A 25,194-nucleotide genomic window follows, 5' to 3' on the forward strand; every position below is an offset into this window, starting at 1 on the left:
GCTCGCCAGAGCGCCCGGCACGCACCCGAGCCCGCCCGACGATCGTCGGCACGGGGCCGAGAGGGTCGTCGCCGGAGCATCGTGTCGAAGTCGTCATGCGGCGTGCTCCACCATGCGAGAGGGCGGACGGTCCCCGTCTGCCCCACGTCTCGAGAAGGGTCAGTACCAAGTGTCAGAACTGCAATGGGAATCCATTGACGAGAAGGCAGTCGACACGGCGAGGGTTCTCGCCGCGGATGCGGTCGAGAAGGTCGGCAACGGCCATCCCGGAACCGCCATGAGCCTCGCGCCCGCCGCCTACCTCCTGTTCCAGAAGGTCATGCGCCGCGATCCGTCCGATGCGACCTGGATCGGCCGCGACCGGTTCATCCTGTCGGTCGGCCACTCCTCGCTGACGCAGTACGTCCAGTTCTACCTGGGCGGCTACGGACTCGAGCTCGACGACCTCAAGGCGCTGCGCACCTGGGGCTCGAAGACCCCGGGCCACCCGGAGTACGGCCACACCGACGGCGTCGAGATCACCACCGGACCGCTCGGCCAGGGCCTCGCCTCCGCCGTGGGCTTCGCCTACGCCTCGCGCTTCGAGCGCGACCTGTTCGACCCGGAGGCCGCCGCGGGCACCTCCCCGTTCGACCACTTCGTCTACGTGATCGCCGGCGACGGCGACCTGCAGGAGGGCGTCACCAGCGAGGCCTCCTCCCTGGCCGGCCACCAGAAGCTCGGCAACCTGGTCGTCATCTACGACTCCAACCAGATCTCGATCGAGGACGACACCAACATCGCCTTCACCGAGGACGTCAAGGCGCGCTACGAGGCCTACGACTGGCAGGTCCAGGTCGTCGACTGGAAGAAGACCGGCGAGTACCACGAGGACGTCGCCGAGCTGCACGCCGCGATCGAGGCCGCGAAGGGCGAGACCGACAAGCCGTCGCTCATCATCCTGCGCACCATCATCGGCTGGCCGTCGCCGAAGAAGCAGAACACCGGCAAGATCCACGGCTCCGCCCTGGGCGCCGACGAGCTCCGCGGACTCAAGGAGGTGCTCGGCTTCGACCCCGAGAAGACCTTCGACGTCGCCGACGAGGTCATCGAGCACACCCGCAAGGCCGTCGAGCGCGGCCAGGCCCAGCACGCCGAGTGGGACGAGCAGCTCGCCGCCTGGGCGTCCGCGAACCCCGAGAAGAAGGAGCTGCTCGACCGGGTCCTCTCGGGCGAGCTGCCCGAGGGCGTCCAGGAGGCGCTCCCCGTCTTCGAGCCCGGCAAGGAGGTCTCGACCCGCGCCGCGTCCGGCAAGGTCATCAACGCCCTCGCCGGCGTGATCCCCGAGCTGTGGGGCGGCTCCGCCGACCTCGCCGAGTCGAACAACACGACGATCGAGGGAGCCGGCTCCTTCGTCCCGACGGAGTTCTCGACCCACGAGTGGACCGGGAAGAAGGGCGGCCGCGTGCTGCACTTCGGCATCCGCGAGCACGCCATGGGCGCGATCCTCAACGGGATCGTCCTGCACGGCAACACCCGCCCCTTCGGCGGCACCTTCCTGATCTTCTCCGACTACATGCGCCCGGCGGTCCGTCTCGCCGCGCTCATGAAGGCGCCGGCCATCTACGTCTGGACCCACGACTCCGTGGCGCTCGGCGAGGACGGCCCGACGCACCAGCCGGTCGAGCAGCTGTCGACCCTCCGCGCGATCCCGGGCCTGGACATCGTCCGCCCCGGCGACGCGAACGAGGTCGCCTACGCCTGGAAGACCATCCTCGAGCGCCGCGAGGGCCCCGCCGGCCTCGCGCTCACCCGTCAGAACATCCCGGTGTTCGAGCGCGGCGAGGGCGACGCGGAGGGCGAGACCTTCGCCTCCGCCGCGAACGTCGCCCGTGGTGCCTACATCCTGGCCGAGGCGCCGGGCGGCACCCCGGACGTGATCTTCATCGCGACCGGCTCCGAGGTCCAGATCGCCGTCGAGGCGCGCGAGGCCCTGAGGAGCGAGGGCGTCAACGCCCGCGTCGTCTCGGCTCCGTCCCTCGAGTGGTTCGAGGAGCAGGACGCCGAGTACCGCGAGAAGGTCCTGCCCTCCTCGGTGAAGGCGCGCGTCTCGATCGAGGCCGGCCTGAGCCTGGGCTGGCAGAAGTACGTCGGCGACGCCGGCCGCTCCGTCTCGATCGAGCACTTCGGCGCCTCGGCCGACTACAAGACCCTGTTCCGCGAGTTCGGGATCACCACCGAGGCGGCACTGTCCGCCGCCAAGGAGTCGCTCGCAGCCTCCTGACCCGAAGGCCGCGTCCACCACGGACGCGGCCTTCGCCGTCGGAGCAGCGGCTCCCCCTCACACCACGCACCACCTACGCAGAAGAAGAAGAGACATGACCGAGAACACCCCCACCGCAGAGCTCTCCGCCGCCGGCGTCAGCATCTGGCTCGACGACCTCTCCCGCTCGCGCATCTCCACCGGAGGGCTGCAGAAGCTCATCGAGGAGAAGAACGTCGTCGGAGTCACCACGAACCCCACGATCTTCGCCGCGGCCCTGACCAACGGCGAGTCCTACGACGCCCAGGTGCGCGAGCTCGCCTCCGCCGGCACCTCGGTGACCGACGCCGTCTTCGAGATCACCACCGACGACGTCGCCGCGGCGTCCGACATCTTCCGCCCGATCTACGACGCGACCAACGGCTACGACGGCCGCGTGTCGATCGAGGTCGAGCCCGGCCTGGCGCACGACGCCCAGGGCACCATCGAGCAGGCCAAGGCCCTCTGGGCCAAGGTCGACCGCCCCAACGCGATGATCAAGATCCCCGCGACCGTCGAGGGCCTCGAGGCCATCACGGAGGTCATCGGCTCCGGCATCTCGGTGAACGTCACCCTGATCTTCTCGCTCGCCCGCTACCGCGCCGTCATCAACGCGTACCTGGCCGGCCTCGAGAAGGCCAAGGACGCCGGCATCGACCTGTCGACCATCCACTCCGTCGCCTCGTTCTTCGTCTCGCGCGTCGACACCGAGATCGACAAGCGCCTCGAGGCCGTCGGCACCGACGAGGCCCGCGCCCTCAAGAGCAAGTCCGGCGTCGCCAACGCGCAGCTGGCCTACGAGGTCTTCGTCGAGGCGTTCGCCACCGAGCGCGCCCTGCTGCTCCAGGAGTCCGGCGCCAACCGCCAGCGCCCCCTCTGGGCCTCGACCGGCGTCAAGTCGACCGACCTCCCCGACACCCTCTACGTGACCGAGCTCGTCGCGGCCGGCGTGGTCAACACGATGCCCGAGAAGACCCTCGAGGCGACCTTCGACCACAGCGTCATCACCGGCGACACCGTCACCGGCTCGTACGCCGACGCGAACGCCGTCCTCGACGCCGTCGCGGCGCAGGGCGTCTCGTACGCCGACGTCACCGAGCTGCTCGAGAAGGAGGGCGTGGAGAAGTTCATCGTCTCCTGGAACGAGCTGCTCGACACCGTCACCGCGGCGCTCGAGGGCGCGAAGGCGCAGGCCTGATCATGGCCATCCAGATCCACGTCAGCGGAGACGCCGAGAAGGCCGTCGACCGCGTCGTCCCGGAGCTCGTCGCCGACGAGGTCGCGTCCGGCATCACCGCCCAGGTCCCCACCCTGTGGGGCGCCGCGGCGGAGGAGGAGGCGGCCAAGCGCCTCGGGTGGACCGAGTCGACCACCGTCTCCCGCCCCCTGATCCCCCAGATCCTCGCCCTGCGCGAGGAGTTCCAGGCCAAGGGCGTCGACCACATCGTCCTCGGCGGCATGGGCGGCTCCTCCCTCGCGCCCGAGGTCATCACCCGCACCGCCGGCGTCGAGCTCACCGTGCTCGACTCGACGGCGCCCGGCCAGGTGCTCGCCGCCCTGAACGACCGGCTCGCGTCGACCGCGGTCGTCATCTCCTCGAAGTCCGGCTCGACCGTCGAGACCGCGAGCCAGAAGAAGGCCTACGAGAAGGCGTTCACGGAGGCGGGCATCGATCCGCTCGACCGCATCGTCATCGTGACCGACCCGGGCTCGCCCCTCGACACCTCCTCCCGCGAGGCCGGCTACCGCGTGTTCAACGCCGACCCGAACATCGGCGGGCGCTTCTCGGCGCTCTCCGCGTTCGGCCTCGTGCCGTCCGGGCTCGCCGGCGCCGACATCGAGGCCCTCCTCGACGAGGCGGCCGAGGCCTCCCTCGGGCTCGCCGTGGACTCCCCCGAGAACCCGGGCCTGATCCTCGGAGCGGCGATCGCCGCGACCAGCCCGCGCCGCGACAAGCTCGCGATCGTCGCCGACGGGACCGACATCGTCGGCTTCGCCGACTGGGCGGAGCAGCTCATCGCCGAGTCCACCGGCAAGGACGGCACGGGCATCCTCCCCGTCGTCCTCGGCACGCTGGCCCCCGAGCTCTCGGAGGACCTGCCCGACGTGCAGGTCGTCCGCCTGGTCGAGGACGCCACGGCGCTGCACCTGTTCCCGCGCGACCGCCACGAGGGCGAGATCCTCCTCTCCGGCTCGCTCGGCGCTCAGATGCTGACGTGGGAGTACGCCGTCGCCGTCGCGGGTCGCCTTATGGGCATCAACCCGTTCGACCAGCCCGACGTCGAGTCGGCGAAGGTCGCGACCCGGGCCCTGCTCGAGAAGCGCCCCGAGCCCGAGGCGCCCGCGTTCACCGACGCGGGCATCGAGGTCACCGGCAGCAGCAGCGTCACCGAGGGCGTCTCGACCGTCGCCGCCGCTGTCGACCGCCTCCTCGCCCAGCTGGGCGACGGCGGCTACGTCTCGATCCAGGCGTACGTCGACCGCCTCGCGCTCCCGCAGCTCGAGGGCGTGCGCGACCTCCTCGCCGCGCAGGCCCAGCGCCCCGTCACCTTCGGGTGGGGCCCGCGCTTCCTGCACTCGACCGGGCAGTACCACAAGGGCGGGGCCCCGACCGGCGTGTTCCTCCAGATCACCGAGCGCTCCGACGTGGACCTCGAGATCCCGGACAGCCCGTTCACCTTCGGCCAGCTCATCCTGGCGCAGGCCGCCGGCGACGCGAGCGTGCTCGCCGAGCACGGCCGGCCGGTGCTGACCCTTACGCTGACCGACCCCGAGGCCGACCTCGAGGCGCTCTTCGAGGCCCTCAACACCTGATCCGACGGGCACGCCGCCGTTGCGCTCTCGAGCGCGCGGCGGCGTGCCCGCGGTCGTCCCGCGACCACTTCCCGGGGCAGCAGCCGGGCCCGCCCGCTCCTCCCCCTCCCTCACCGATAGCAGTGCGCCGGTCCCACCGGCACACAGAAGGACACTGCACATGTCTGTGGACATCACCCCCGAGTTCAACCCGCTGAGGTTGAGCTTCGACCGCCGGTTGAACCGGATCGCCGGGCCCAGCGGCCTCGTCATCTTCGGCGTGACCGGCGACCTCTCCCGCAAGAAGCTCATGCCCGCGGTCTACGATCTCGCCAACCGCGGCCTCCTGCCCCCCGGCTTCGCCCTCGTCGGATTCGCCCGGCGCGACTGGGACGACCAGGACTTCGAGCAGGTCGTCCACGACTCCGTGAAGAAGCACGCCCGCACCGAGTTCCACGAGGAGGTCTGGGCGCAGCTCGCGCAGGGCATCCGGTTCGTGCAGGGCGAGTTCGACGACCCCCAGGCGTTCGCCCGCCTGAAGACGACCGTCGACGACCTCGACCGCGAGCGCGGCACGAACGGCAACTTCGCCTTCTACCTCTCGATCCCCCCGAAGTCCTTCCCGCAGGTCACCGAGCAGCTGCGCAGCTCCGGCCTCGCCGAGCAGAAGGACGGCCAGTGGCGCCGCGTCGTCATCGAGAAGCCGTTCGGCAGCGACCTGAAGACGGCCCGCGAGCTGAACGACGTCGTCGAGTCGGTCTTCCCGCCCGACTCCGTCTTCCGGATCGACCACTACCTCGGCAAGGAGACGGTCCAGAACATCCTGGCCCTCCGCTTCGCCAACATGATGTACGAGCCGCTCTGGAACTCGAACTACGTCGACCACGTGCAGATCACCATGGCCGAGGACATCGGCGTGGGCGGGCGCGCGGGCTACTACGACGGCATCGGAGCGGCGCGCGACGTCATCCAGAACCACCTGCTGCAGCTGCTCGCCCTGACCGCCATGGAGGAGCCGATCTCGTTCGACGCGGCCGACCTCCGTGCGGAGAAGGAGAAGGTCCTCGCGGCCGTCCGCCTCCCCGCCGACCTCTCCACCGCGACCGCCCGCGGGCAGTACGCCGGCGGCTGGCAGGGCGGCGAGAAGGTGCTCGGCTTCCTCGAGGAGGACGGCATGAGCCCCACCTCGACCACCGAGACCTACGCCGCCATGCGCCTGGACATCGGCACCCGACGCTGGGCCGGCGTGCCGTTCTACCTGCGGGCCGGCAAGCGCCTCGGCCGCCGCGTCACCGAGATCGCGGTCGTGTTCAAGCGGGCACCGCAGCAGCTCTTCGCCGAGAGCCAGACCACGTCGCTGGGCCAGAACGCGCTCGTCATCCGCGTCCAGCCCGACGAGGGCGTCACCATGCGATTCGGCTCGAAGGTGCCCGGCGCCGGCATGCAGGTGCGCGACGTGACGATGGACTTCGGCTACGGCCACGCGTTCACCGAGGCGAGTCCCGAGGCCTACGAGCGCCTCATCCTCGACGTCCTCCTGGGCGAGCCGCCGCTCTTCCCCCGGCACGAGGAGGTCGAGCTGTCCTGGAAGATCCTCGACCCGATCGAGGAGTTCTGGGCCACGCAGGGCCAGCCCGAGCAGTACCGCCCCGGAACATGGGGCCCCGATTCCGCCGACGAGCTCCTCGCCCGCGACGGCCGCACCTGGAGGCGTCCATGATCGTCGATCTGCCCGACACCACGACGAGCGAGGTCTCGAAGACCCTCGTCAAGATCCGCGAGGAGGGCGGCGCCGTCGCCCTCGGCCGCGTCCTCACCCTCATCATCGCGACCTCCCGGGGTCACGAGGAGGAGGCCATCGAAGCCGCGAACGACGCGTCCCGCGAGCACCCGATGCGCGTCATCGTGGTCTCGAAGGACGACGGCACCACCACGGTCCCGGTCGACGCGACGGCGCGGGTCGACGCGCAGATCCGGGTCGGAGGCGACGCCGGCGCGAGCGAGGTCGTCGTGCTCCGTCCCTACGGGGACGCGGCCGAGGACGAGGAGAGCCTGGTCACGGGCCTCCTCCTCCCCGACGCCCCCGTCGTGGCCTGGTGGCCGAACAGCGCTCCGGACAACGCCTCCGCGTCCCCGATCGGCCGGATCGCCACCCGGCGGATCACCGACGCGTCGGCCCAGTCGAACCCGGCGGACGCGCTGCACCACCTCGCCTCCACCTACGCCCCCGGCGACACCGACTTCGCCTGGACCCGCCTCACCCTCTGGCGCGCGCAGCTCGCCGCCGTGCTCGACCAGCCGCCCTACGAGCCGATCACGGCCGTCGAGGTCTCAGGCGCGGCCGACTCGCCCTCGACGATCCTGCTCGCCGCCTGGCTGCAGCTCGAGCTCGACATCCCCGTCGACCACGAGCTCACGATCAGCGCCACCGGGTCCAGCGGGATCCACGGCGTGCGGCTCATCCGCGACTCCGGAGTGATCGAGCTCGAGCGCTCGGTGCCCAACGTCGCGACGCTCACTCAGCCCGATCAGCCGGTCCACGACATCTCGCTCCCCCGCCGCAGCCTCCGGGACTGCCTGGCGGAGGAGCTGCGCCGACTCGACCCGGATGACCTGTACGGTGAAGTGATCTCGCGCGGGGTCGACATGCTCACTGAGAAGGCCGAGGCCCGCAGCGCCTCCTGAGGTGTGGGCGCCCGTCCAGGGCGCCCGCACCTCAGAGCTTCCCGACACGGAGCCGAACCCCGCCGATCGGCACCCGAACCCGAAGGAGTCCCCTGAGATGACCACCGAACGCCGCGTGCTGGTCCACCGCGACAAGCAGACCCTCGCCGGCTCGGTCGCCGCCCGGTTCCTCACCAAGACGATCGACGTCCTCGACGACCTGGGTTCGGCGAACGTCGTGCTCACCGGAGGGACGATGGGAGCCGCCACGCTCAAGGAGATCGGCTCCTCCTCCGCCGCCGGCAACGTGGACTGGTCGCGCGTGCACTTCTGGTGGGGCGACGAGCGCTGGGTGCCCCGCGGCCACGAGGACCGCAACGACGTCCAGGCCGGGGACCTCTTCAGCGTCCTCGATGTGCCGGCGGCGAACGTGCACTCCTACCCGGCCTCGGACGAGGGCCTGGACCTCGACGGCGCCGCCGCTGCCTACGACGCGGAGCTGCGCGAGCACGCCTCCGAGGGGCGCGACTACCCGCGCTTCGACATCACCTTCCTCGGCGTCGGGCCGGACGGGCACATCGCGTCGCTGTTCCCCGAGCGCTCCGCGATCCGCTCCACGACGCCCGGCGTCCTCGTCGTCCGCAACTCTCCGAAGCCGCCGCCCGAGCGCCTCACCCTCACGCTGCCGCTGATCAACCAGTCGGACCGCATCTGGATGGTGCTCGCCGGCGCCGACAAGGCCTCGGCCCTGGGTCTCGCGCTCGCGGGTGCCAGCACGAACGAGGTGCCCGCGTCGGGCGCGTTCGGTCGCAAGCGCACGGTGTTCTTCGTCGACCAGGAGGCAGCGGCCGAGGTCCCCGAGTCGCTCATCGCTCCGAGCTACTGAGCACGGTCCGGAAACGACGGAAGGCCCGCCCCCGAGGGGGCGGGCCTTCCGTCGTTCGTCGTCCGGTGAGGATCAGGACGGGGTCGCGGTGCCTCGTCGGGCGCGCAGCTGCTGCAGCGCCTCCTCGAGGAGCTGAGCCGCCTCGGCCTCGGTGCGGCGCTCCTTCACGTAGGCGAGGTGCGTCTTGTAGGGCTCGGTCTTCGCGACCTGGGGCGGGTTCGCCCGGTCGCGGCCCGCGGGGAGACCGGACTGCGGGGAGTCGATCACCTCGGGGATCTCGTCCTCGGGGAGGGCCGCCGAGAAGTGGCGCACCGTCTCATTGCCGAGAGCGTCCCAGTAGGAGACCGCGACGCGCTCCGCGTGGAAGCCCCGGTCCTGCTCGCCCATGGGTCCTGCGCCGACGCGCGAACCGCGGATTGCACTGCCGCCTGATGCCATTGCGAGTACCCCTATGCTCCGGTGGTGAACTTGGTGATGAGTCCGAGCACCACGATGCAGGCCAGCCAGACGACGCCCAGGATCACGGTGATGCGGTTCAGGTTGCGCTCAGCGACGCCCGACGCGCCGAGGTTGGAGGTGACTCCGCCCCCGAACATGTCGGACAGACCGCCGCCGCGCCCCTTGTGGAGCAGGATCAGCATGGTGAGCAGGAGGCTCGTGATGCCCAGGATGACCTGGAGCACGACCTGGAGGATGTCCACGCGGTACCTTTCGAAGTTCTGGCGCGTTGCGCGCCCCGACGAGTATAACGGCGCCTGCGAATCCGCGAGGAATGCGTCGTCCCGTGTTCGGGGCGATGTATACGAGTGTCCGTCGAGGGGCGCAGCGGGTGGCCTCGTCGCGGTGCCCTCGACAACCTCTCCAGTCGCCGGACCGCGAGCCTGTGATCCACGCACTTTCGGATCGATCGAGCCGAACGCGCCGCGCTCTCGGACGACACCCCGCGACGAGCCGACAGCCCCGCACCGGCCAACGCGCGAAGCCGGTGTGGGATCTTCCGAGGCGAACCGGTGATCCGCGTTCCAGCGGATCGACGTAGCCGGACGCATCCCGCTCCCGGAACCGCGCCCCGTCGCGAAGCCGACCGCGCCACGCCGCGCAGGGAGCGGCGTGGACGACGAGAGGGCGGGCCCGATGGGCCCGCCCTCTCGTCGCAGCAGCTCAGACCCCGACGTGGTTCCGGAATCGTGCGATCGCCGCGAACTCGTCGACCTGGAGGCTGGCGCCTCCGACGAGTGCTCCGTCGACGTCGGGCTCGCGCATGAAGCCGGCGATGTTGCCGGACTTCACGGAGCCGCCGTAGAGGATGCGGGTCTTCGCGGCGGTGTCGGCGCCGAGGACGTCGGCGACGACTCCGCGGAGCGCCTTGCAGACCTGCTGGGCCTGCTCGGGCGTCGCGGCCTGTCCGGAGCCGATGGCCCATACCGGCTCGTAGGCGACGACGAGGTCGGCGTCCGCGGGCAGGCCGGTGAGGGCCTCCTTCAACTGGGCGACCGGCACGGCCGACGGGCCGTGCTTCTCGAGGTCCTCCGCGGTCTCGCCGACGCAGATGATCGGAGCGACGCCGTGATTGACGGCCGCAGCCGACTTGGCGGCGATGTCCGCGTCCGTCTCGCCGTGGAGCGTGCGACGCTCCGAGTGGCCGACGATCACGTAGTCGCAGTCGAGCTGCTTCAGGAACTGACCCGAGATCTCACCGGTGTAGGCGCCGCTGTCGAACTTCGAGACGTCCTGCGCGCCGTACTTGAGCGGCAGCTTGTCCGAGTCGACGAGGATCTGCACGGGCCGGAGGTCTGTGAAGGGCGGGAACACCGCGACCTCGACGCCGTCGAAGTCGTGATCGGCGTCCTTGAGGCTCCACGCCAGCTTCTGCACGAAGGCGATGGCCTGGAGGTGGTCCAGGTTCATCTTCCAGTTGCCGGCGATGAGCGGGGTGCGGGCGGCGGTGTCTACCATCCGAGGACCTCCAGTCCGGGGAGGCGCTTGCCCTCGAGGAATTCGAGGCTCGCTCCGCCTCCCGTCGAGATATGGCCGAACTGGTCGTCGCGGAACCCGAGGGCGCGGACGGCCGCGGCGGAGTCGCCTCCGCCGACGACGCTGAGACCGTCGACCTCGGTGAGCGCCTGGGCGACGGTCTTGGTGCCCGCCGCGAACGGCTCGAGCTCGAAGACGCCCATGGGGCCGTTCCAGAACACCGTCTCGGACGCCGCGATGATCTCGGCGAAGTGCGCGGCGGTGTCCGGTCCGATGTCGAGGCCGAGGCCCTTCTCACCGAAGGGCGTGCCCTCGATCGCGTCGGCCGAGGCGACCTGGTGCTCGGCGTCGGGGCCGAACTCCGACGCCACGACGACGTCCGTCGGCAGGACGATCTCCACGCCCAGCTCCTTCGCCTTCGCGAGGTAGCCGAGCACGGTGTCGACCTGGTCCGCCTCCAGCAGGCTGGCGCCGACCTCGTGGCCCTGGGCCTTGAGGAAGGTGAAGAGCATTCCGCCGCCGATGAGGATCGAGTCGACCTTCGGCAGCAGGTGCTCGATCACGCCGAGCTTGTCCGAGACCTTCGAGCCGCCGAGGACGACCGCGTAGGGGCGCTCGGGCTTCTCGGTGAGCCGCTCCAGCACCTCGAGCTCGGCCGCGATCAGCGTGCCGGCGGCGCTGGGGAGAAGCTCGGCGAGCTCGTAGACGCTCGCCTGCTTGCGGTGCACGACGCCGAACCCGTCGGAGACGAAGGCGTCGCCGTAGGCGGCCAGCTTCTCGGCGAAGGTGCGGCGCTCGACCTCGTCCTTGCTCGTCTCGCCGGCGTTGAACCGGAGGTTCTCGAGGACGACGACCTGGCCGTCCTCGAGGGCGTCGACGGCGGCCGAGGCCGCCTCCCCGACGGTGTCCCCGGCGAAGGCCACCGGAGCGTCGAGCAGCTCGCCGAGGCGGGCGGCGACGGGAGCGAGGCTGTACTTCGCCTCGGGCTTCCCCTCGGGGCGCCCAAGGTGGCTCACGACCACGACTCGGGCGCCCTCGGAGACCAGACGCTGGAGCGTAGGCACCGACGCGCGCACGCGGCCGTCGTCCGTGATCGTTCCGTCCTTCAGGGGGACGTTCAGATCGCAGCGGACGACGACGCGCGTGCCTGCGAGGGAGCCCAGTGAGTCCAGAGTGCGGAGCGTCACTGCGCGCAGCCCTTAGAGCTTGCCGGCGACGAACTCGGTGACGTCGACGAGGCGGTTGGAGTAGCCCCACTCGTTGTCGTACCAGGAGGCGACCTTGACCTGGCTGCCGATGACCTTCGTGAGGCCCGCGTCGAAGATCGACGAGTGCGGGTCGGTCACGATGTCGCTCGAGACGATCGGGTCCTCGGTGTACTTGAGGATGCCCTTGAGGTCTCCCTCGGAGGCCGCCTTGTACGCCGCGTTGATCTCCTCGACGGTGGCGGGCTTGGTCAGCTCGACGGTGAGGTCGGTGATCGAGCCGGTCGGGACCGGGACGCGGAGGGCGTAGCCGTCGAGCTTGCCGACGAGCTCCGGGATGACCAGGCCGAGCGCCTTGGCGGCACCGGTCGAGGTCGGGATGATGTTGACGGCGGCGGCGCGGGCGCGACGCAGGTCGCTGTGCGGGCCGTCCTGGAGGTTCTGGTCGGCGGTGTACGCGTGGACCGTGGTCATCAGGCCGCGCTCGATGCCGAAGTTGTCGAGCAGCACCTTGGCGAGCGGCGCGAGGCAGTTCGTGGTGCAGGACGCGTTCGAGATGATGTCGTGCGTCGCGGGGTCGTAGGTGTTCTCGTTCACGCCGAGGACCAGGGTCGCGACGTCGCTGCCGGTGGCGGGAGCGGAGACGATGACCTTCTTGGCACCCGCGGTGATGTGCTTGCGCGCGTCCTCCGACTTGGTGAAGCGGCCGGTCGACTCGATGACGACGTCGACTCCCAGTTCGCCCCAGGGGAGGTTCGCGGGGTCGCGCTCCTCGAGGACGATGATCGGCTTGCCGTTGACGACGATGCGGTCGCCGTCGAGCTCGACGGTCGCGTCGAGGCGGCCCGTGATGGAGTCGTACTTCAGGAGGTGCGCGAGGGCCTTGTTGTCGGTGAGGTCGTTGACCGCGACGATCTCGAGGTCGCTGCCCTTGGCGAGGGCTGCACGGAAGAAGTTACGGCCGATACGGCCGAAGCCGTTGATGCCGATCTTGACGGACACAGATATCTCCTGGTGAGGAAAGGCACCTCGACGGTGCAGTGGAGGGGTGGAAGCCGACGACAGGGCGTCCCGGGCGCGGGGCCCGGGACGCCGAGATCGCTACGACAGTAGCAGCAGGCCCGAAGTCTTCTCGCGGGCCTTCTCGAAGCGCGCGGACACATCGGCCCAGTTCACGATGTTCCAGAACGCCTTGACGTAGTCGGCCTTCACGTTGACGTAGTCGAGGTAGAAGGCGTGCTCCCACATGTCGAGGAGGAGGACCGGGACGGTCGCCGCGGCGAGGTTGCCCTGGTGGTCGTAGAGCTGCTCGATGATGAGCTTCTCGCCGAGCGAGTCCCAGGCGAGGATCGACCAGCCGGAGCCCTGGATGCCGAGGGCCGAGGCGGTGAAGTGGGCGCGGAACTTGTCGAACGACCCGAAGTTGTCGTCGATGGCCGCGGCGAGCTCGCCGACGGGCTTGTCGCCGCCGTCCGGCGAGAGGTTGTTCCAGAACACGGTGTGGTTCACGTGACCGGCGAGGTTGAAGGCGAGGTCCTTTTGGAGCTTGTTCACGTTCGCGAGGTTCTCGCTGTCGCGAGCCTCCTGCAGCGAGGCGAGGGCGGTGTTCGCCCCGGCCACGTACGTCGCGTGGTGCTTGTCGTGGTGGAGCTCCATGATCCGCCCGCTGATGTTCGGCTCGAGGGCCGAGTAGTCGTAGGGCAGTTCGGCGAGCGTGTAGTCAGCCATGTGCGATCTCCTGTTCGTGGTCGTCGCTCCCGTGCGACCCGCCGGCGTCTCGGCGTCCTCCGCGAGGCGGAGGAGGAGGGCCGGGAGTGTCCTGAGCGACTTGATCAGTCTAGCGAGGGGGCCCCACCGCGTTCGGAGGGCTTGCGCTGTTCGACCAGGAGACACTCAGCGTTCGCCGGGCGGGGCGCGCCGTGCGGCCGGGCCTACAGGTCCTGCAGCTCGGCCGGGAGGTTCGCGTCGGTGCCCGGGATGTCGAGGTCGGACGCGCGCTTGTCGGCCATCGCGAGGAGGCGGCGGATGCGGCCGGCGACGGCGTCCTTCGTCATCGGCGGATCGGCGTGGTGGCCGAGCTCGTCGAGGCTCGCGTCGCGGTGCGCGAGGCGCAGGCGCCCGGCGTAGCGGAGGTGCTCGGGGATGTCGTCGCCCAGGATCTCCATCGCGCGCTCGACACGGGCGCACGCCGCGACGGCGGCCTGGGCGGAGCGGCGGAGGTTCGCGTCGTCGAAGTTGACGAGGCGGTTCGCGGTCGCCCGCACCTCGCGGCGCTGGCGCAGCTCCTCCCAGCTCGCGACGGTCGCGGTCGCGCCCATCAGGGTGAGCATCGCGCTGATGCTCTCGCCGTCGCGGATGACGACCCGGTGGACGCCGCGAACCTCGCGGGACTTGGCCTGGACTCCCAGGCGTCCGGCGGCTCCGACGATCGCCATGGCCGCCTCGTTGCCGGGGCAGACGATCTCGAGCGCCGCGGAGCGGCCCGGGTCGGTCAGCGAGCCCTGGGCGAGGAAGGCGCCGCGCCACAGGGCGGCGAGCTCCTCGCGGGAGCCGGTCGTGAGGCGGTTGGGCAGGCCGCGGACGGGCCGGCCCCGCTGGTCGAGGAGGCCGGTCTGCCGGGCGAGGGTGTCCCCGCCCTCGACGACGCGCACCAGCCAGCTCGTGGTCCTCCGGGATCCGCCGGCCGAGACGATGCTGCCCTCGCTGCGGACGCCGTACAGCTCGGCGAGGTCGCGGCGCACGCGGGTCGCGAGCGGGGCGGAGTCGAGCTCGACCTCGACCGCGAGGCGGTTGGAGATGATGTGCAGTCCTCCGGAGAAGCGGAGGATGGTCGCCAGTTCGGCGGCACGGACGGTGTTCTTGCGCGAGACGATCGCGACCAGTTCGCCCTTGACGTCTGCGGTGAGGGCCACGGAGTCTTCCTTACGTCGGGTGCGCGGCTGAGCGCGCGGGGATCATTCTCGGCCGAGGTCGCGGTGCGCCACATTGACGGCGACGCCCGGCAGCTCGGCCAGACGGGCCGCGACACGGCCCGCGACCGCGACGGAGCGGTGCTTGCCTCCCGTGCAGCCGATCGCGATGGTCGCGTGGCGCTTGTTCTCGCGCTGGTAGCCGTCGAGCACGGGGCGCAGGGCCCGGGAGTAGGAGTCGATGAACTCCTCGGCGCCCTGCTGGGCCAGCACGTAGTCTCTCACCTCTTCGTCGAGACCCGTGTGCGGACGCAGCTCAGGGATCCAGTACGGGTTCGGCAGGAACCGCGCGTCGGCCACCATGTCGGCGTCCGTCGGCAGCCCGTACTTGAAGCCGAAGCTCATCACCGTGACCTGGAGGCCCGCGCGGCCGGCCTCGGCGAAGCGCTCGGTGATGCTGGTGGCCAGCTGGTGGATGTTGAGGTCCGAGGTGTCGATGACGATGTCGGCCGACTCCCGCAGCTGAGCGAGGCGCGTCCGCTCGGCGGAGATGCCGTCGAGGAGGGTCCCCCGGCCCTGCAGCGGGTGCGGACGGCGCACCTGCTCGAAGCGACGGACGAGCGCGGCGTCGGTGGCCTCGAGGAACACCACTCGGAGGTCGACCCCGGCGCGCAGCTCGCGGACGATGTCGCCGAGGTCCTCGAAGAAGTCGCGTCCGCGGACGTCGACGACCGCCGCGATCTTCGGCAGCGTGTCCCCTGCACGCTGCGCCAGGTCGACCAGCGGGCGCAGCATCTGCGGCGGCAGGTTGTCGACGACGTACCAGCCGAGGTCCTCCAGCGCGTTCGCGGCCGTGGACCGGCCCGCTCCGGACATCCCCGTGACGATCAGCACGTCCTGCTGCTCGCTCTCCGTGCTCATGCGCTCTCCGTGCTCGTGTCTGCTCGTGTCCTCGGTGCCGGGCACCGGCCGCTCTCCCCCGGAGCGCGGGCCTCCAGCCTAGGGCGTGCCCCCGACGGCGGACCCGTCCGGATGCAGGTGCGCGTGGATCGCGCCCGCCAGCGTCGGGCCGATCCCCTTGACCTCGGCGATCTCGGCCTCGCCCGCCTCGCGGAGCCGGGCGACGGATCCGAAGTGCTTCAGCAGGTCGCGGACTCGCGTGCCTCCGAGCCCGGGCACCTCGGCCAGCTGCGACGAGATGTCGCGCTTGCGACGCGTCCTCTGGTGGGTGATCGCGAAGCGGTGCGCCTCGTCGCGGATGCGCTGGAAGAGGAAGAGCGCATCGCTGTTGCGCGGCAGGATGACGGGGAAGTCGGAGTCCGGCAGCCAGATCTCCTCGAGGCGCTTGGCGATCCCGCAGAGGGTGATGCCGGTCACCCCGGACTCGTCGAGCGCGCGCTGCGCCGCCGCGACCTGCGGCTGGCCGCCGTCGACGATCAGCAGCTGCGGGGGGTACGAGAACTTGCGCCGCTTGGCCTCGCCGGTCTCGGGGTCGACCGCCGCGGGCTCGACCGGCTCGCGGAGGTAGGCGAGGCGGCGGGTGAGCACCTGGTACAGCGACTCGGTGTCGTCCGTCGACTCCGCGATGGAGAACCGCCGGTACTGGTCCTTCCGCGCGAGCCCGTCCTCGAAGACCACCATCGAGGCGACGATGTTGGTGCCGCTGAGGTGGGAGACGTCGTAGCACTCCATCCGGAGCGGCGCCTCGCTCATGCCGAGGGCGTCGCGGATGTCCTCCAGAGCCTGCGTCCGAGCGGTGAAGTCGGCGGAGCGGCGGGTCTTGTAGAGCATCAGCGAGTGCTTCGCGTTCTGCGTCGCCGTCTCGAGGAGGGCGGCCTTGTCTCCGCGCTGGGCCGCTCGGAGGCGCACGTTCGTGCCGCGCAGTCCGCTCAGCCACTCCTCGAGCGCCTCGGTGTCCTCGGGCAGCTCCGGCACGACGACCTCCCGGGGCGGGACGTCGCCGGTCTCGTAGGCGGCCTGGAGGGCCGTGTCGACGAGCTCCGCCGTGCTCATGTCGAGCTCCTTGTCGACGACCCAGCCCCGCTCGCCGCGGATGCGCCCGCCGCGGACCCGGAACTGCTGCACGGAGGCGGCGAGCTCGTCGTGGACGATCGCGTAGAGGTCGACGTCCACGTTGTCCTTGAGCACGACCGCGCTCTTGGCGAGGACCGCGTCGAGGGCGGCGGCCTGATCGCGCAGCTTCCCCGCGCGCTCGTACTCCATCGCCGCCGCGGCCTCGCGCATCTCCTTCTCGAGCTCGCCGATCATCCGGCGGTCGTGGCTGCCCATGAAGGCGACGAAGCGGTCGACCATCTCGCGGTGCTCGGCGAAGGTGACGCGGTGGGAGCAGGGCCCGCCGCAGCGGCCGATCTGCGACGCGAAGCAGGGCTTGCCGCTCTGCATGGCGCGCTTGTAGTTGGAGTCGTTGCAGGTCCTGATCGGGAACGCCTTGATCATCAGGTCGATCGTCTCGTGGATCGCCCAGATCTTGGGGTAGGGCCCGAAGTAGCGGGCCTTCCTGATCTTGGCGTTCCGCGTGACCATCACCCGCGGGGCCTCGTCGCCGAGCGTCACCGCCATGTAGGGGTAGGACTTGTCGTCGCGGAACTTGACGTTGAAGGGTGGATCGAACTCGTTGATCCAGGTGAACTCGAGCTGCAGGGCCTCGACGTCGGTGCCGACGACGGTCCATTCGACGCCGGAGGCCGAGGTGACCATCCGCCGGGTGCGCTCGTGCAGGCTCGGCAGCGGGGCGAAGTAGTTGCTCAGCCGCGCGCGGAGGTTCTTGGCCTTGCCCACGTAGAGCACCCGCCCCCGGGCGTCCGTGAAGCGGTACACGCCCGGGAGGGTCGGGATCTCACCCGGCTTCGGCCGGAAGTCGACTGTCTGCGCCATGCCTCTCGCTCGCGTCAGCCGAGGATCTCGGCGAGGAACATGCCGGTGTGGCTGCCCTCGACCTTCGCCACGTGCTCGGGGGTGCCCACCGCGACCACCTGTCCGCCGCCGGCGCCGCCCTCGGGACCCATGTCGATCAGCCAGTCGGCCGACTTGATGACGTCGAGGTTGTGCTCGATGGTGATCACCGTGTTGCCCTTGTCGACCAGGCCGTTGAGGACGAGGAGGAGCTTGCGGACGTCCTCGAAGTGCAGGCCCGTCGTCGGCTCGTCGAGCACGTAGACGCTGCGGCCGTTGGAGCGGCGCTGGAGCTCGGTCGCCAGCTTGACGCGCTGCGCCTCGCCGCCGGAGAGCGTGGTCGCGCTCTGCCCGAGGCGGACGTAGCCGAGGCCCACCTCCACCAGCGTGCGGAGGAAGCGGTGGATCGCCGTGATGGGCTCGAAGAAGTCGGCCGCCTCGGCGATCGGCATGTCGAGCACCTCGGCGATGTTCTTGCCCTTGTAGTGCACGGTCAGGGTGTCGCGGTTGTAGCGCGCTCCCCCGCAGACCTCGCACGCGACGTAGACGTCGGGCAGGAAGTTCATCTCGATCTTGATGGTGCCGTCGCCCGAGCAGGCCTCGCAGCGGCCGCCCTTGACGTTGAAGCTGAAGCGGCCGGGCAGGTACCCCCGCGCCTTCGCCTCGGTGGTCTCGGCGAAGAGGTTGCGGATGCGGTCGAACACGCCCGTGTAGGTGGCGGGGTTCGAGCGCGGCGTGCGGCCGATCGGATTCTGGTCGACGTGCACGACCTTGTCGAGGTTCTCGAGGCCGGTGACGCGCGTGTGCTTGCCCGGCACCTTGCGGGCGCCGTTGAGCTGGTTGGCGAGCACGCGGTAGAGGATGTCGTTCACGAGGGTGCTCTTGCCGGAGCCGGAGACCCCGGTGACCGCGACGAACGTGCCGAGCGGGAACTCCGCGTCGACCTTGCGGAGGTTGTTGGCGTTCGCCCCGACGACCTTGATCATCCGCTTGCGGTCGATCTTCCGCCGCTTCTTCGGGACCTCGATCGCCTTGCGGCCCGAGACGTAGTCGCCGGTGAGCGAGTGGGTGTTCTCGAGCAGCGACTCGTAGGAGCCGGAGTGCACGACCTTGCCGCCGTTGACCCCGGCGCCCGGGCCGATGTCGACGATCCAGTCGGCGGTGCGGATGGTGTCCTCGTCGTGCTCGACCACGATCAGCGTGTTGCCCAGGTCGCGCAGCTTGATGAGGGTGTCGATCAGGCGGCGGTTGTCGCGCTGGTGCAGGCCGATGCTCGGCTCGTCGAGCACGTAGAGCACGCCGGTCAGCCCGGAGCCGATCTGGGTCGCCAGGCGGATGCGCTGCGCCTCGCCGCCCGACAGGGAGGCGGCGGCGCGCGAGAGGTTGAGGTAGTTGAGCCCGACCTCGATGAGGAAGTCGATGCGCGCGCGGATCTCGCGCAGCACCTGCGCGGCGATGTGCGCCTCGCGGTCGGTCAGCTCGAGCCGGCTCATGAAGTCCTGGGCGTCGCCGAGGCTGAGGTCGGCCACGTCCGCGATGCTCGCCCCGTGCACGAGCACGGCGAGCACCTCCGGCTTCAGGCGGGAGCCCTTGCACACGGGGCAGGGCACCTCGCGGAGGAACTCGGACCAGCGGGTGCGCTGGACGTCGGTCTCGGCCTGGACGAACTGGCGCTCGATGTAGGGCACGACGCCCTCGAAGCCCGAGGTGTAGCTCATCTCGCGGCCGTAGCGGTTCTTCCACTTGACCTTGACCTCGAAGTTGTCGCCGTGGAGGACGGCCTGCTGCACCTCGGTGCTGAGGCGCTTCCACGGGGTGGTGAGCGTGAAGCCGAGGTCGCGGGAGAGGCCGTCGAGCAGCTTCTCGTAGTACTGGAACAAGCCCTTGCCCTGGGTGGTCCAGGGGATGATGACGCCCTCGGCGATGCTCAGGTCGGGGTCGCCGAGCAGCAGCTCGTCGTCGACCGACATGCGCGTGCCGAGGCCCGAGCACTCCGGGCAGGCGCCGAAGGGCGCGTTGAAGGAGAAGGTCCGCGGCTCGATCTCGGTCAGCGAGATCGGGTGGTTGTTGGGGCAGGACAGCTTCTCGGAGTAGGTGGTCCAGGCGCCGTCGCCCTCGCCGTCGACGTAGTTGATCTGCACGATGCCGTCGGTGAGCCGCAGGGCCGTCTCGAGCGAGTCGGTGAGGCGCCCGAGGATGTCGGGGCCGGCCACGAGCCGGTCGACCACGACGGAGATGTCGTGCTTGTACTGCTTCTTGAGCACCGGCGGCTCGCTCAGCTGGACGAGCTTCCCGTCCACCATGGCGCGGGAGTAGCCGCCCGCGGTCAGCTCCTTGAAGAGGTCGACGAACTCGCCCTTCTTCTGGGAGACGACGGGGCTGAGGATCTGGTAGCGGGTACCGGTCTCGAGCTCCATCAGCTGGTCGGCGATCTGCTGCACGGTCTGCGCGGAGATCCGCTCGCTGCAGATGGGGCAGTGCGGGACGCCGATGCGCGCCCACAGCAGACGCATGTAGTCGAAGATCTCGGTGATCGTGCCGACGGTGGAGCGCGGGTTGCGGTTCGTCGACTTCTGGTCGATCGAGACCGCGGGGCTGAGGCCCTCGATGAAGTCGACGTCCGGCCGGTCCACCTGCCCGAGGAACTGGCGGGCGTACGCGGAGAGGGACTCGACGTAGCGCCGCTGGCCCTCCGCGAAGATCGTGTCGAAGGCCAGGGAGGACTTGCCCGAGCCCGAGAGACCGGTGAACACCACCATCGAGTCGCGCGGGATCTCGAGGTCGACGTTCTGCAGGTTGTGCACCCGCGCGCCGCTCACCACCAGCTTCGAGGACGACTCGTCGAGCGAGGAGACGAAGCGGTGGAAGGAGGGAGAGGGGGTGGAGGAGGGGTCCGTAACGGCGTTCAGGATCGACACTCCGAAAGTGTATGCGGAGCCACCGACATCGCCCGTGGCGTTCGCTGGGCGCTGATCCGCGGGCCCCTCCCCTTGCGGATCAGCGCCCCCGATCAGGACAGGTGCCCGGCCTTCTCCATCTGGCGGAGCTCGCGCTTGAGCTCCTGGACCTCGTCCCGCAGCCGGGCCGCGAGCTCGAACTTGAGCTCGCCCGCCGCCTGGAGCATCTGCCCGTTGAGGTCGGAGATGATCGCCTCGAGGTCGTTGCCGCCGTTCGCGGCGAGACCCTGACGGCGCAGGTTCGGCGTCGGGCTCTTCTTCTTGGCGTCGCGCCCGGCGAGCAGCTTGGCGGTGTCGGCCCCCTCGCGGGCGAGGGCGTCGGTGATGTCGGCGATCTTCTTCCGCAGCGGCGTCGGGTCGATGCCGTGGTCGAGGTTGTAGGCGACCTGCTTCTCGCGTCGGCGGTCGGTCTCGTCGATCGCGAGCCGCATCGAGTCCGTCACCTTGTCGGCGTACATGTGGACCTCGCCCGAGACGTTGCGCGCCGCACGGCCGATCGTCTGGATGAGCGACGTGGACGAGCGGAGGAAGCCCTCCTTGTCGGCGTCGAGGATCGCCACGAGCGAGACCTCGGGCAGGTCGAGCCCCTCGCGCAGCAGGTTGATGCCGACCAGGACGTCGTACACGCCCGCTCGCAGCTCCGAGAGGAGCTCGACGCGCCTCAGGGTGTCGACGTCGGAGTGCAGGTAGCGGACCCGGACGCCGGCCTCCGTGAGGAAGTCGGTGAGCTCCTCGGCCATGCGCTTCGTCAGCGTCGTGACGAGCACGCGCTCGTCGCGCTCGGTGCGGCGCTTGATCTCCTCGAGCAGGTCGTCGATCTGGCCCTTCGTCGGCTTGACGACGATCTCGGGATCGATCAGGCCGGTCGGGCGGATGATCTGCTCGACGATGCCGTCGGCGATGCCCATCTCGTAGCGGCCCGGAGTCGCCGAGAGGTAGACGGTCTGGCCGACGCGAGACTTGAACTCCTCCCACTTCAGGGGCCGGTTGTCCATCGCCGAGGGCAGGCGGAAGCCGTGCTCGACCAGCGTGCGCTTGCGGGAGGCGTCGCCCTCGTACATCGCACCGATCTGCGGCACCGTCACGTGCGACTCGTCGATCACGACGAGGAAGTCGTCCGGGAAGTAGTCGAGCAGGCAGTGCGGGGCCTCGCCCGACTCGCGGCCGTCGATGTGGCGGGAGTAGTTCTCGATGCCGGAGCAGAATCCGATCTGCTGCATCATCTCGAGATCGAAGGTCGTGCGCATCCGCAGGCGCTGCGCCTCGAGGAGCTTGTTCTGCTTCTCGAGGTCGGCCAGGCGCACCTCGAGCTCCTGCTGGATGGTGTCGATCGCACGGTGCATGACGTCCTGGCTGGCGACGTAGTGCGAGCCGGGGAAGACCGACACGGAGTCGAGCTTCCGGACGATGTCGCCGGTGAGCGGGTGGAGCGTGTAGAGCGCCTCGATCTCGTCGCCGAACATCTCGATCCGGATCGCGAGCTCCTCGTACATCGGGATGATCTCGATCGTGTCGCCCCGCACCCGGAAGGTGCCGCGGGCGAAGTCGACGTCGTTGCGCGCGTACTGCATCGACACGAACTTGCGGATGAGGCGGTCCCGGTCGACCCGCTGGCCGACCTGGAGCGCCACCATCGCCTCGAGGTACTGCTCGGGCTGGCCGAGGCCGTAGATGCAGGAGACGGTCGACACCACGATCACGTCGCGGCGGCTCAGGAGCGAGTTCGTGGTGGAGTGGCGCAGCCGCTCGACCTCGGCGTTGACCGAGCTGTCCTTCTCGATGAAGGTGTCGGTCTGCGGGACGTAGGCCTCGGGCTGGTAGTAGTCGTAGTACGAGACGAAGTACTCGACGGCGTTGTTGGGGAACAGCTCGCGGAACTCGTTGGCGAGCTGCGCGGCGAGGGTCTTGTTGTGCGCGAGCACGAGCGTGGGGCGCTGCACGGCCTCGACGAGCCAGGCCGTGGTCGCGGACTTGCCGGTCCCGGTGGCGCCCAGCAGGACGACATCGGTCTCGCCGGCGTTGATGCGGGCGCTCAGATCGGCGATCGCGCCGGGCTGGTCACCGCTCGGCTTGTACTCGCTGATGACCTCGAACGGGTGCACGGCACGGGTTGGCTCCATGGTTCGAAGCGTAGCCGCGACAACCGACACCGGACGGCGCGTGCGCTGGCGGCGAACGGGGGTGCGCTCTCCGGCCGGGCCGTTCGGTCACGAGGGCGGGTGTCGGGGAGGGACCGTCAGCGGGCGAGCCGCTCCCACAGCGCGTCGGTCCGAGCGAGCGTCTCCTCCAGCGTGCCGGAGGAGTCGATCACGACGTCGGCGAGGGCGAGGCGCTCCTCGTCGCTCGCCTGCGACGAGACCCGCGCACGTGCCTCCTCCTCGGTCAGTCCGCGGAGGGCGACGAGACGCTCGATGCGGAGGTGCTGCGGCGCGTGTACGACGACCACCTCGTCGAACTCCCCCGCTCCACGGCCCTCGGCCAGGAGGGGGACGTCGTAGACGACCACCGCGTCCGGGTCCGCCTCGGCGGCCTCCGCGAACAGCCGCTGCGAGCGGAGCGTCACCGCCGGATGGGTGATCGCATTGAGGTCGGCGCGGGCCGCCGCGTCCGAGAAGACGATCGCGCCGAGCGCCGGACGGTCGAGCGCGCCGTCCGCGCGGATCACGGACGGGCCGAAGCGCTCGGCGATCGCCGCCAGCGCCGGCTCCCCCGGCTCGACGACCTCGCGCGCGAGGACGTCGGCGTCGACCACCACCGCTCCGTGCTCGGCGAGACGGCGGGCGACGGTGGACTTGCCCGAGGCGATGCCTCCGGTGAGGGCGACGAGATGCACCCGGCCACCCTACCCAGCGCCGTCTCCCGGAACGCCGAACGGCCGGCCCCCGAGGGGACCGGCCGTTCGATGCGATGTGCTCGCGATCAGTTGTTCGAGGACAGCTTCTCGCGGAGCGCGGCGAGCGACTCGTCGTCGGCGAGGGTGCCGCCGGTGGTCGACTCGCTGGTGAAGCCGGCGCCGACCGAGACGCCCTCGGAGACGGTGGCCGCCTCCTCCTGCGACTTGGCGACCTGGGCCTTGTGGGCCTCCCAGCGCGCCTGAGCAGCGGCGTACTCCAGCTCCCAGGCCTCGCGCTGCGACTCGAAGCCCTCGCGCCACTCGTTGGTCTCGGGGTCGAAGCCCTCGGGGTACTTGTAGTTCCCCTGGTCGTCGTACTCCGTGGCCATGCCGTAGAGCGCCGGGTCGAACTCGGTGCCCTCGGGGTCGACGTTCTCGTTCGCCTGCTTGAGCGAGAGGGAGATGCGGCGACGGTCGAGGTCGATGTCGATGACCTTGACGAACACCTCTTCGCCGACCGACACGACCTGCTCGGCGAGCTCGACGTGCTTGCCCGACAGCTCGGAGATGTGGACGAGGCCCTCGATGCCGTCCGCGACGCGGACGAAGGCACCGAACGGGACCAGCTTCGTGACCTTGCCCGGCGCGACCTGTCCGATCGCGTGGGTGCGGGCGAAGACCTGCCACGGGTCCTCCTGGGTCGCCTTGAGCGAGAGCGACACGCGCTCGCGGTCGAGGTCGACCTCGAGGATCTCGACGGTGACCTCCTGGCCCACCTCGACGACCTCGGAGGCGTGCTCGATGTGCTTCCAGGAGAGCTCGGAGACGTGGACGAGACCGTCGACGCCGCCGAGGTCGACGAACGCGCCGAAGTTGACGATCGACGACACGACGCCCTTGCGGACCTGACCCTTGTGCAGGTTGTTCAGGAACGTGGTGCGGCTCTCGGACTGGGTCTGCTCGAGGAGCGCGCGACGCGACAGGACCACGTTGTTGCGGTTCTTGTCGAGCTCGAGGATCTTCGCCTCGATCTCCTGGCCGAGGTACGGCGTGAGGTCGCGGACGCGGCGCAGCTCGATGAGCGAGGCCGGGAGGAAGCCGCGGAGGCCGATGTCGACGATGAGACCGCCCTTGACGACCTCGATGACCGAGCCGGTGACGACGCCGTCCGACTCCTTGATCTTCTCGACGTCGCCCCACGCGCGCTCGTACTGCGCACGCTTCTTGGACAGGATCAGGCGACCCTCCTTGTCCTCCTTCTGGAGGACGAGGGCCTCGACGCTGTCGCCCACGTTGACGACCTCGGAGGGGTCGACGTCGTGCTTGATGGAGAGCTCGCGCGAGGGGATGACGCCCTCGGTCTTGTAGCCGACGTCGAGGAGGACCTCGTCGCGGTCGATCTTCACGACGGTGCCTTCGATGAGGTCTCCGTCGTTGAAGAACTTCAGAGTCTTTTCGACCGCGGCAAGAAAGTCTTCAGCAGACCCGATGTCGTTGATCGCGACCTGCTTGGTTGCCTTGTCGGTCGTTGCGGTTGTCATTAAGGGATGCTCCAGGATGGATGGGTCTCGGGCGGCGGCCGCCCGCGGGCCTCGCGGCTCGGCGGAGTGGTGACCACTGCGGTGGTGAGGGATGTGCCTCCGGCCCGGGAGCCGCGCTCGGCCGGCCGGAGGACCGGCCTTCCTCGCGCGCCGCGGGCACGGCGGCGCCACAGATGTGACACCCCAGCTTAGACGCCCCGGGAGGCGCACGGCAATCTCGCCGCGCCCGTCCAGGCGC

General features: G+C 70.0%; 19 protein-coding genes. 6 read left to right on the forward strand and 13 right to left on the reverse strand.

The window, feature by feature from the left end:
• Positions 1-169: 169 nt before the first annotated feature.
• From tkt to pgl, 6 genes are all read left to right on the forward strand, one after another.
• Complete coding sequence (gene tkt, locus C5C63_RS02070) at positions 170-2,263, forward strand: transketolase (RefSeq protein ID WP_104221926.1); 2,094 nt, start codon at positions 170-172, stop codon at positions 2,261-2,263.
• Between the two features lie 94 nt (positions 2,264-2,357).
• Positions 2,358-3,479 carry a transaldolase gene (tal, locus tag C5C63_RS02075; protein WP_104325413.1) on the forward strand — a complete coding sequence of 374 codons (1,122 nt, stop codon included), beginning with the start codon at positions 2,358-2,360 and terminating at the stop codon, positions 3,477-3,479.
• Positions 3,480-3,481: 2 nt separating this feature from the next.
• Complete coding sequence (locus C5C63_RS02080; RefSeq protein WP_104325414.1) at positions 3,482-5,095, forward strand: glucose-6-phosphate isomerase; 1,614 nt, start codon at positions 3,482-3,484, stop codon at positions 5,093-5,095.
• 160 nt (positions 5,096-5,255) lie between these two features.
• The gene (zwf, locus tag C5C63_RS02085; protein WP_104325415.1) at positions 5,256-6,794 is read left to right on the forward strand and encodes a glucose-6-phosphate dehydrogenase; all 1,539 of its coding nucleotides are present in this window, start codon (positions 5,256-5,258) and stop codon (positions 6,792-6,794) included.
• Complete coding sequence (locus tag C5C63_RS02090) at positions 6,791-7,759, forward strand: glucose-6-phosphate dehydrogenase assembly protein OpcA (RefSeq protein WP_104325416.1); 969 nt, start codon at positions 6,791-6,793, stop codon at positions 7,757-7,759. Before zwf ends, C5C63_RS02090 begins: the two co-directional genes overlap by 4 nt.
• A 97-nt stretch (positions 7,760-7,856) precedes the next feature.
• A complete protein-coding gene (gene pgl, locus C5C63_RS02095) occupies positions 7,857-8,624 on the forward strand; it encodes a 6-phosphogluconolactonase (protein ID WP_104295330.1) in 768 nt (255 codons plus the stop codon).
• A gap of 72 nt (positions 8,625-8,696) precedes the next feature.
• Here the strand turns inward: pgl and C5C63_RS02100 are convergent, their stop codons facing one another.
• The 13 genes from C5C63_RS02100 to rpsA all read right to left on the reverse strand — a co-directional run bounded on the left by C5C63_RS02100 (position 8,697) and on the right by rpsA (position 24,956).
• On the reverse strand, positions 8,697-9,062 hold the full coding sequence (locus C5C63_RS02100; protein ID WP_055791968.1) for an RNA polymerase-binding protein RbpA: 366 nt from the start codon (positions 9,060-9,062) through the stop codon (positions 8,697-8,699).
• An 11-nt stretch (positions 9,063-9,073) separates the two neighbouring features.
• On the reverse strand, positions 9,074-9,325 hold the full coding sequence (gene secG / locus C5C63_RS02105) for a preprotein translocase subunit SecG (protein ID WP_104221915.1): 252 nt from the start codon (positions 9,323-9,325) through the stop codon (positions 9,074-9,076).
• A gap of 460 nt (positions 9,326-9,785) precedes the next feature.
• Positions 9,786-10,580, reverse strand: a complete 795-nt coding sequence (gene tpiA, locus C5C63_RS02110; protein ID WP_104221913.1) for a triose-phosphate isomerase — start codon at positions 10,578-10,580, stop codon at positions 9,786-9,788.
• Positions 10,574-11,785: a phosphoglycerate kinase gene (locus C5C63_RS02115; RefSeq protein WP_104325417.1), complete on the reverse strand. Its 1,212-nt coding sequence runs from the start codon at positions 11,783-11,785 to the stop codon at positions 10,574-10,576. The genes tpiA and C5C63_RS02115 overlap by 7 nt, the downstream gene beginning before the upstream one ends.
• A gap of 12 nt (positions 11,786-11,797) precedes the next feature.
• Entirely contained in the window at positions 11,798-12,805 is a 1,008-nt protein-coding gene (gene gap / locus C5C63_RS02120; protein WP_104221909.1) for a type I glyceraldehyde-3-phosphate dehydrogenase, read from the reverse strand.
• 99 nt (positions 12,806-12,904) lie between these two features.
• On the reverse strand, positions 12,905-13,531 hold the full coding sequence (locus C5C63_RS02125; RefSeq protein ID WP_104221907.1) for a superoxide dismutase: 627 nt from the start codon (positions 13,529-13,531) through the stop codon (positions 12,905-12,907).
• Between the two features lie 203 nt (positions 13,532-13,734).
• On the reverse strand, positions 13,735-14,715 hold the full coding sequence (whiA, locus tag C5C63_RS02130; RefSeq protein WP_104237489.1) for a DNA-binding protein WhiA: 981 nt from the start codon (positions 14,713-14,715) through the stop codon (positions 13,735-13,737).
• A gap of 42 nt (positions 14,716-14,757) precedes the next feature.
• A complete protein-coding gene (gene rapZ, locus C5C63_RS02135) occupies positions 14,758-15,633 on the reverse strand; it encodes an RNase adapter RapZ (protein WP_097166020.1) in 876 nt (291 codons plus the stop codon).
• 78 nt (positions 15,634-15,711) lie between these two features.
• A complete protein-coding gene (uvrC, locus tag C5C63_RS02140) occupies positions 15,712-17,607 on the reverse strand; it encodes an excinuclease ABC subunit UvrC (RefSeq protein WP_104232640.1) in 1,896 nt (631 codons plus the stop codon).
• A 14-nt stretch (positions 17,608-17,621) separates the two neighbouring features.
• Positions 17,622-20,447: an excinuclease ABC subunit UvrA gene (uvrA, locus tag C5C63_RS02145; protein WP_244229661.1), complete on the reverse strand. Its 2,826-nt coding sequence runs from the start codon at positions 20,445-20,447 to the stop codon at positions 17,622-17,624.
• A gap of 188 nt (positions 20,448-20,635) precedes the next feature.
• Entirely contained in the window at positions 20,636-22,702 is a 2,067-nt protein-coding gene (gene uvrB / locus C5C63_RS02150) for an excinuclease ABC subunit UvrB (RefSeq protein WP_104221901.1), read from the reverse strand.
• 116 nt (positions 22,703-22,818) lie between these two features.
• A complete protein-coding gene (coaE, locus tag C5C63_RS02155; protein ID WP_104325418.1) occupies positions 22,819-23,415 on the reverse strand; it encodes a dephospho-CoA kinase in 597 nt (198 codons plus the stop codon).
• An 86-nt stretch (positions 23,416-23,501) separates the two neighbouring features.
• Entirely contained in the window at positions 23,502-24,956 is a 1,455-nt protein-coding gene (rpsA, locus tag C5C63_RS02160) for a 30S ribosomal protein S1 (protein ID WP_104225298.1), read from the reverse strand.
• Positions 24,957-25,194 lie beyond the last annotated feature (238 nt).

This window comes from Rathayibacter sp. AY1B8 (assembly GCF_002932775.1).
Classification (GTDB): domain Bacteria; phylum Actinomycetota; class Actinomycetes; order Actinomycetales; family Microbacteriaceae; genus Rathayibacter.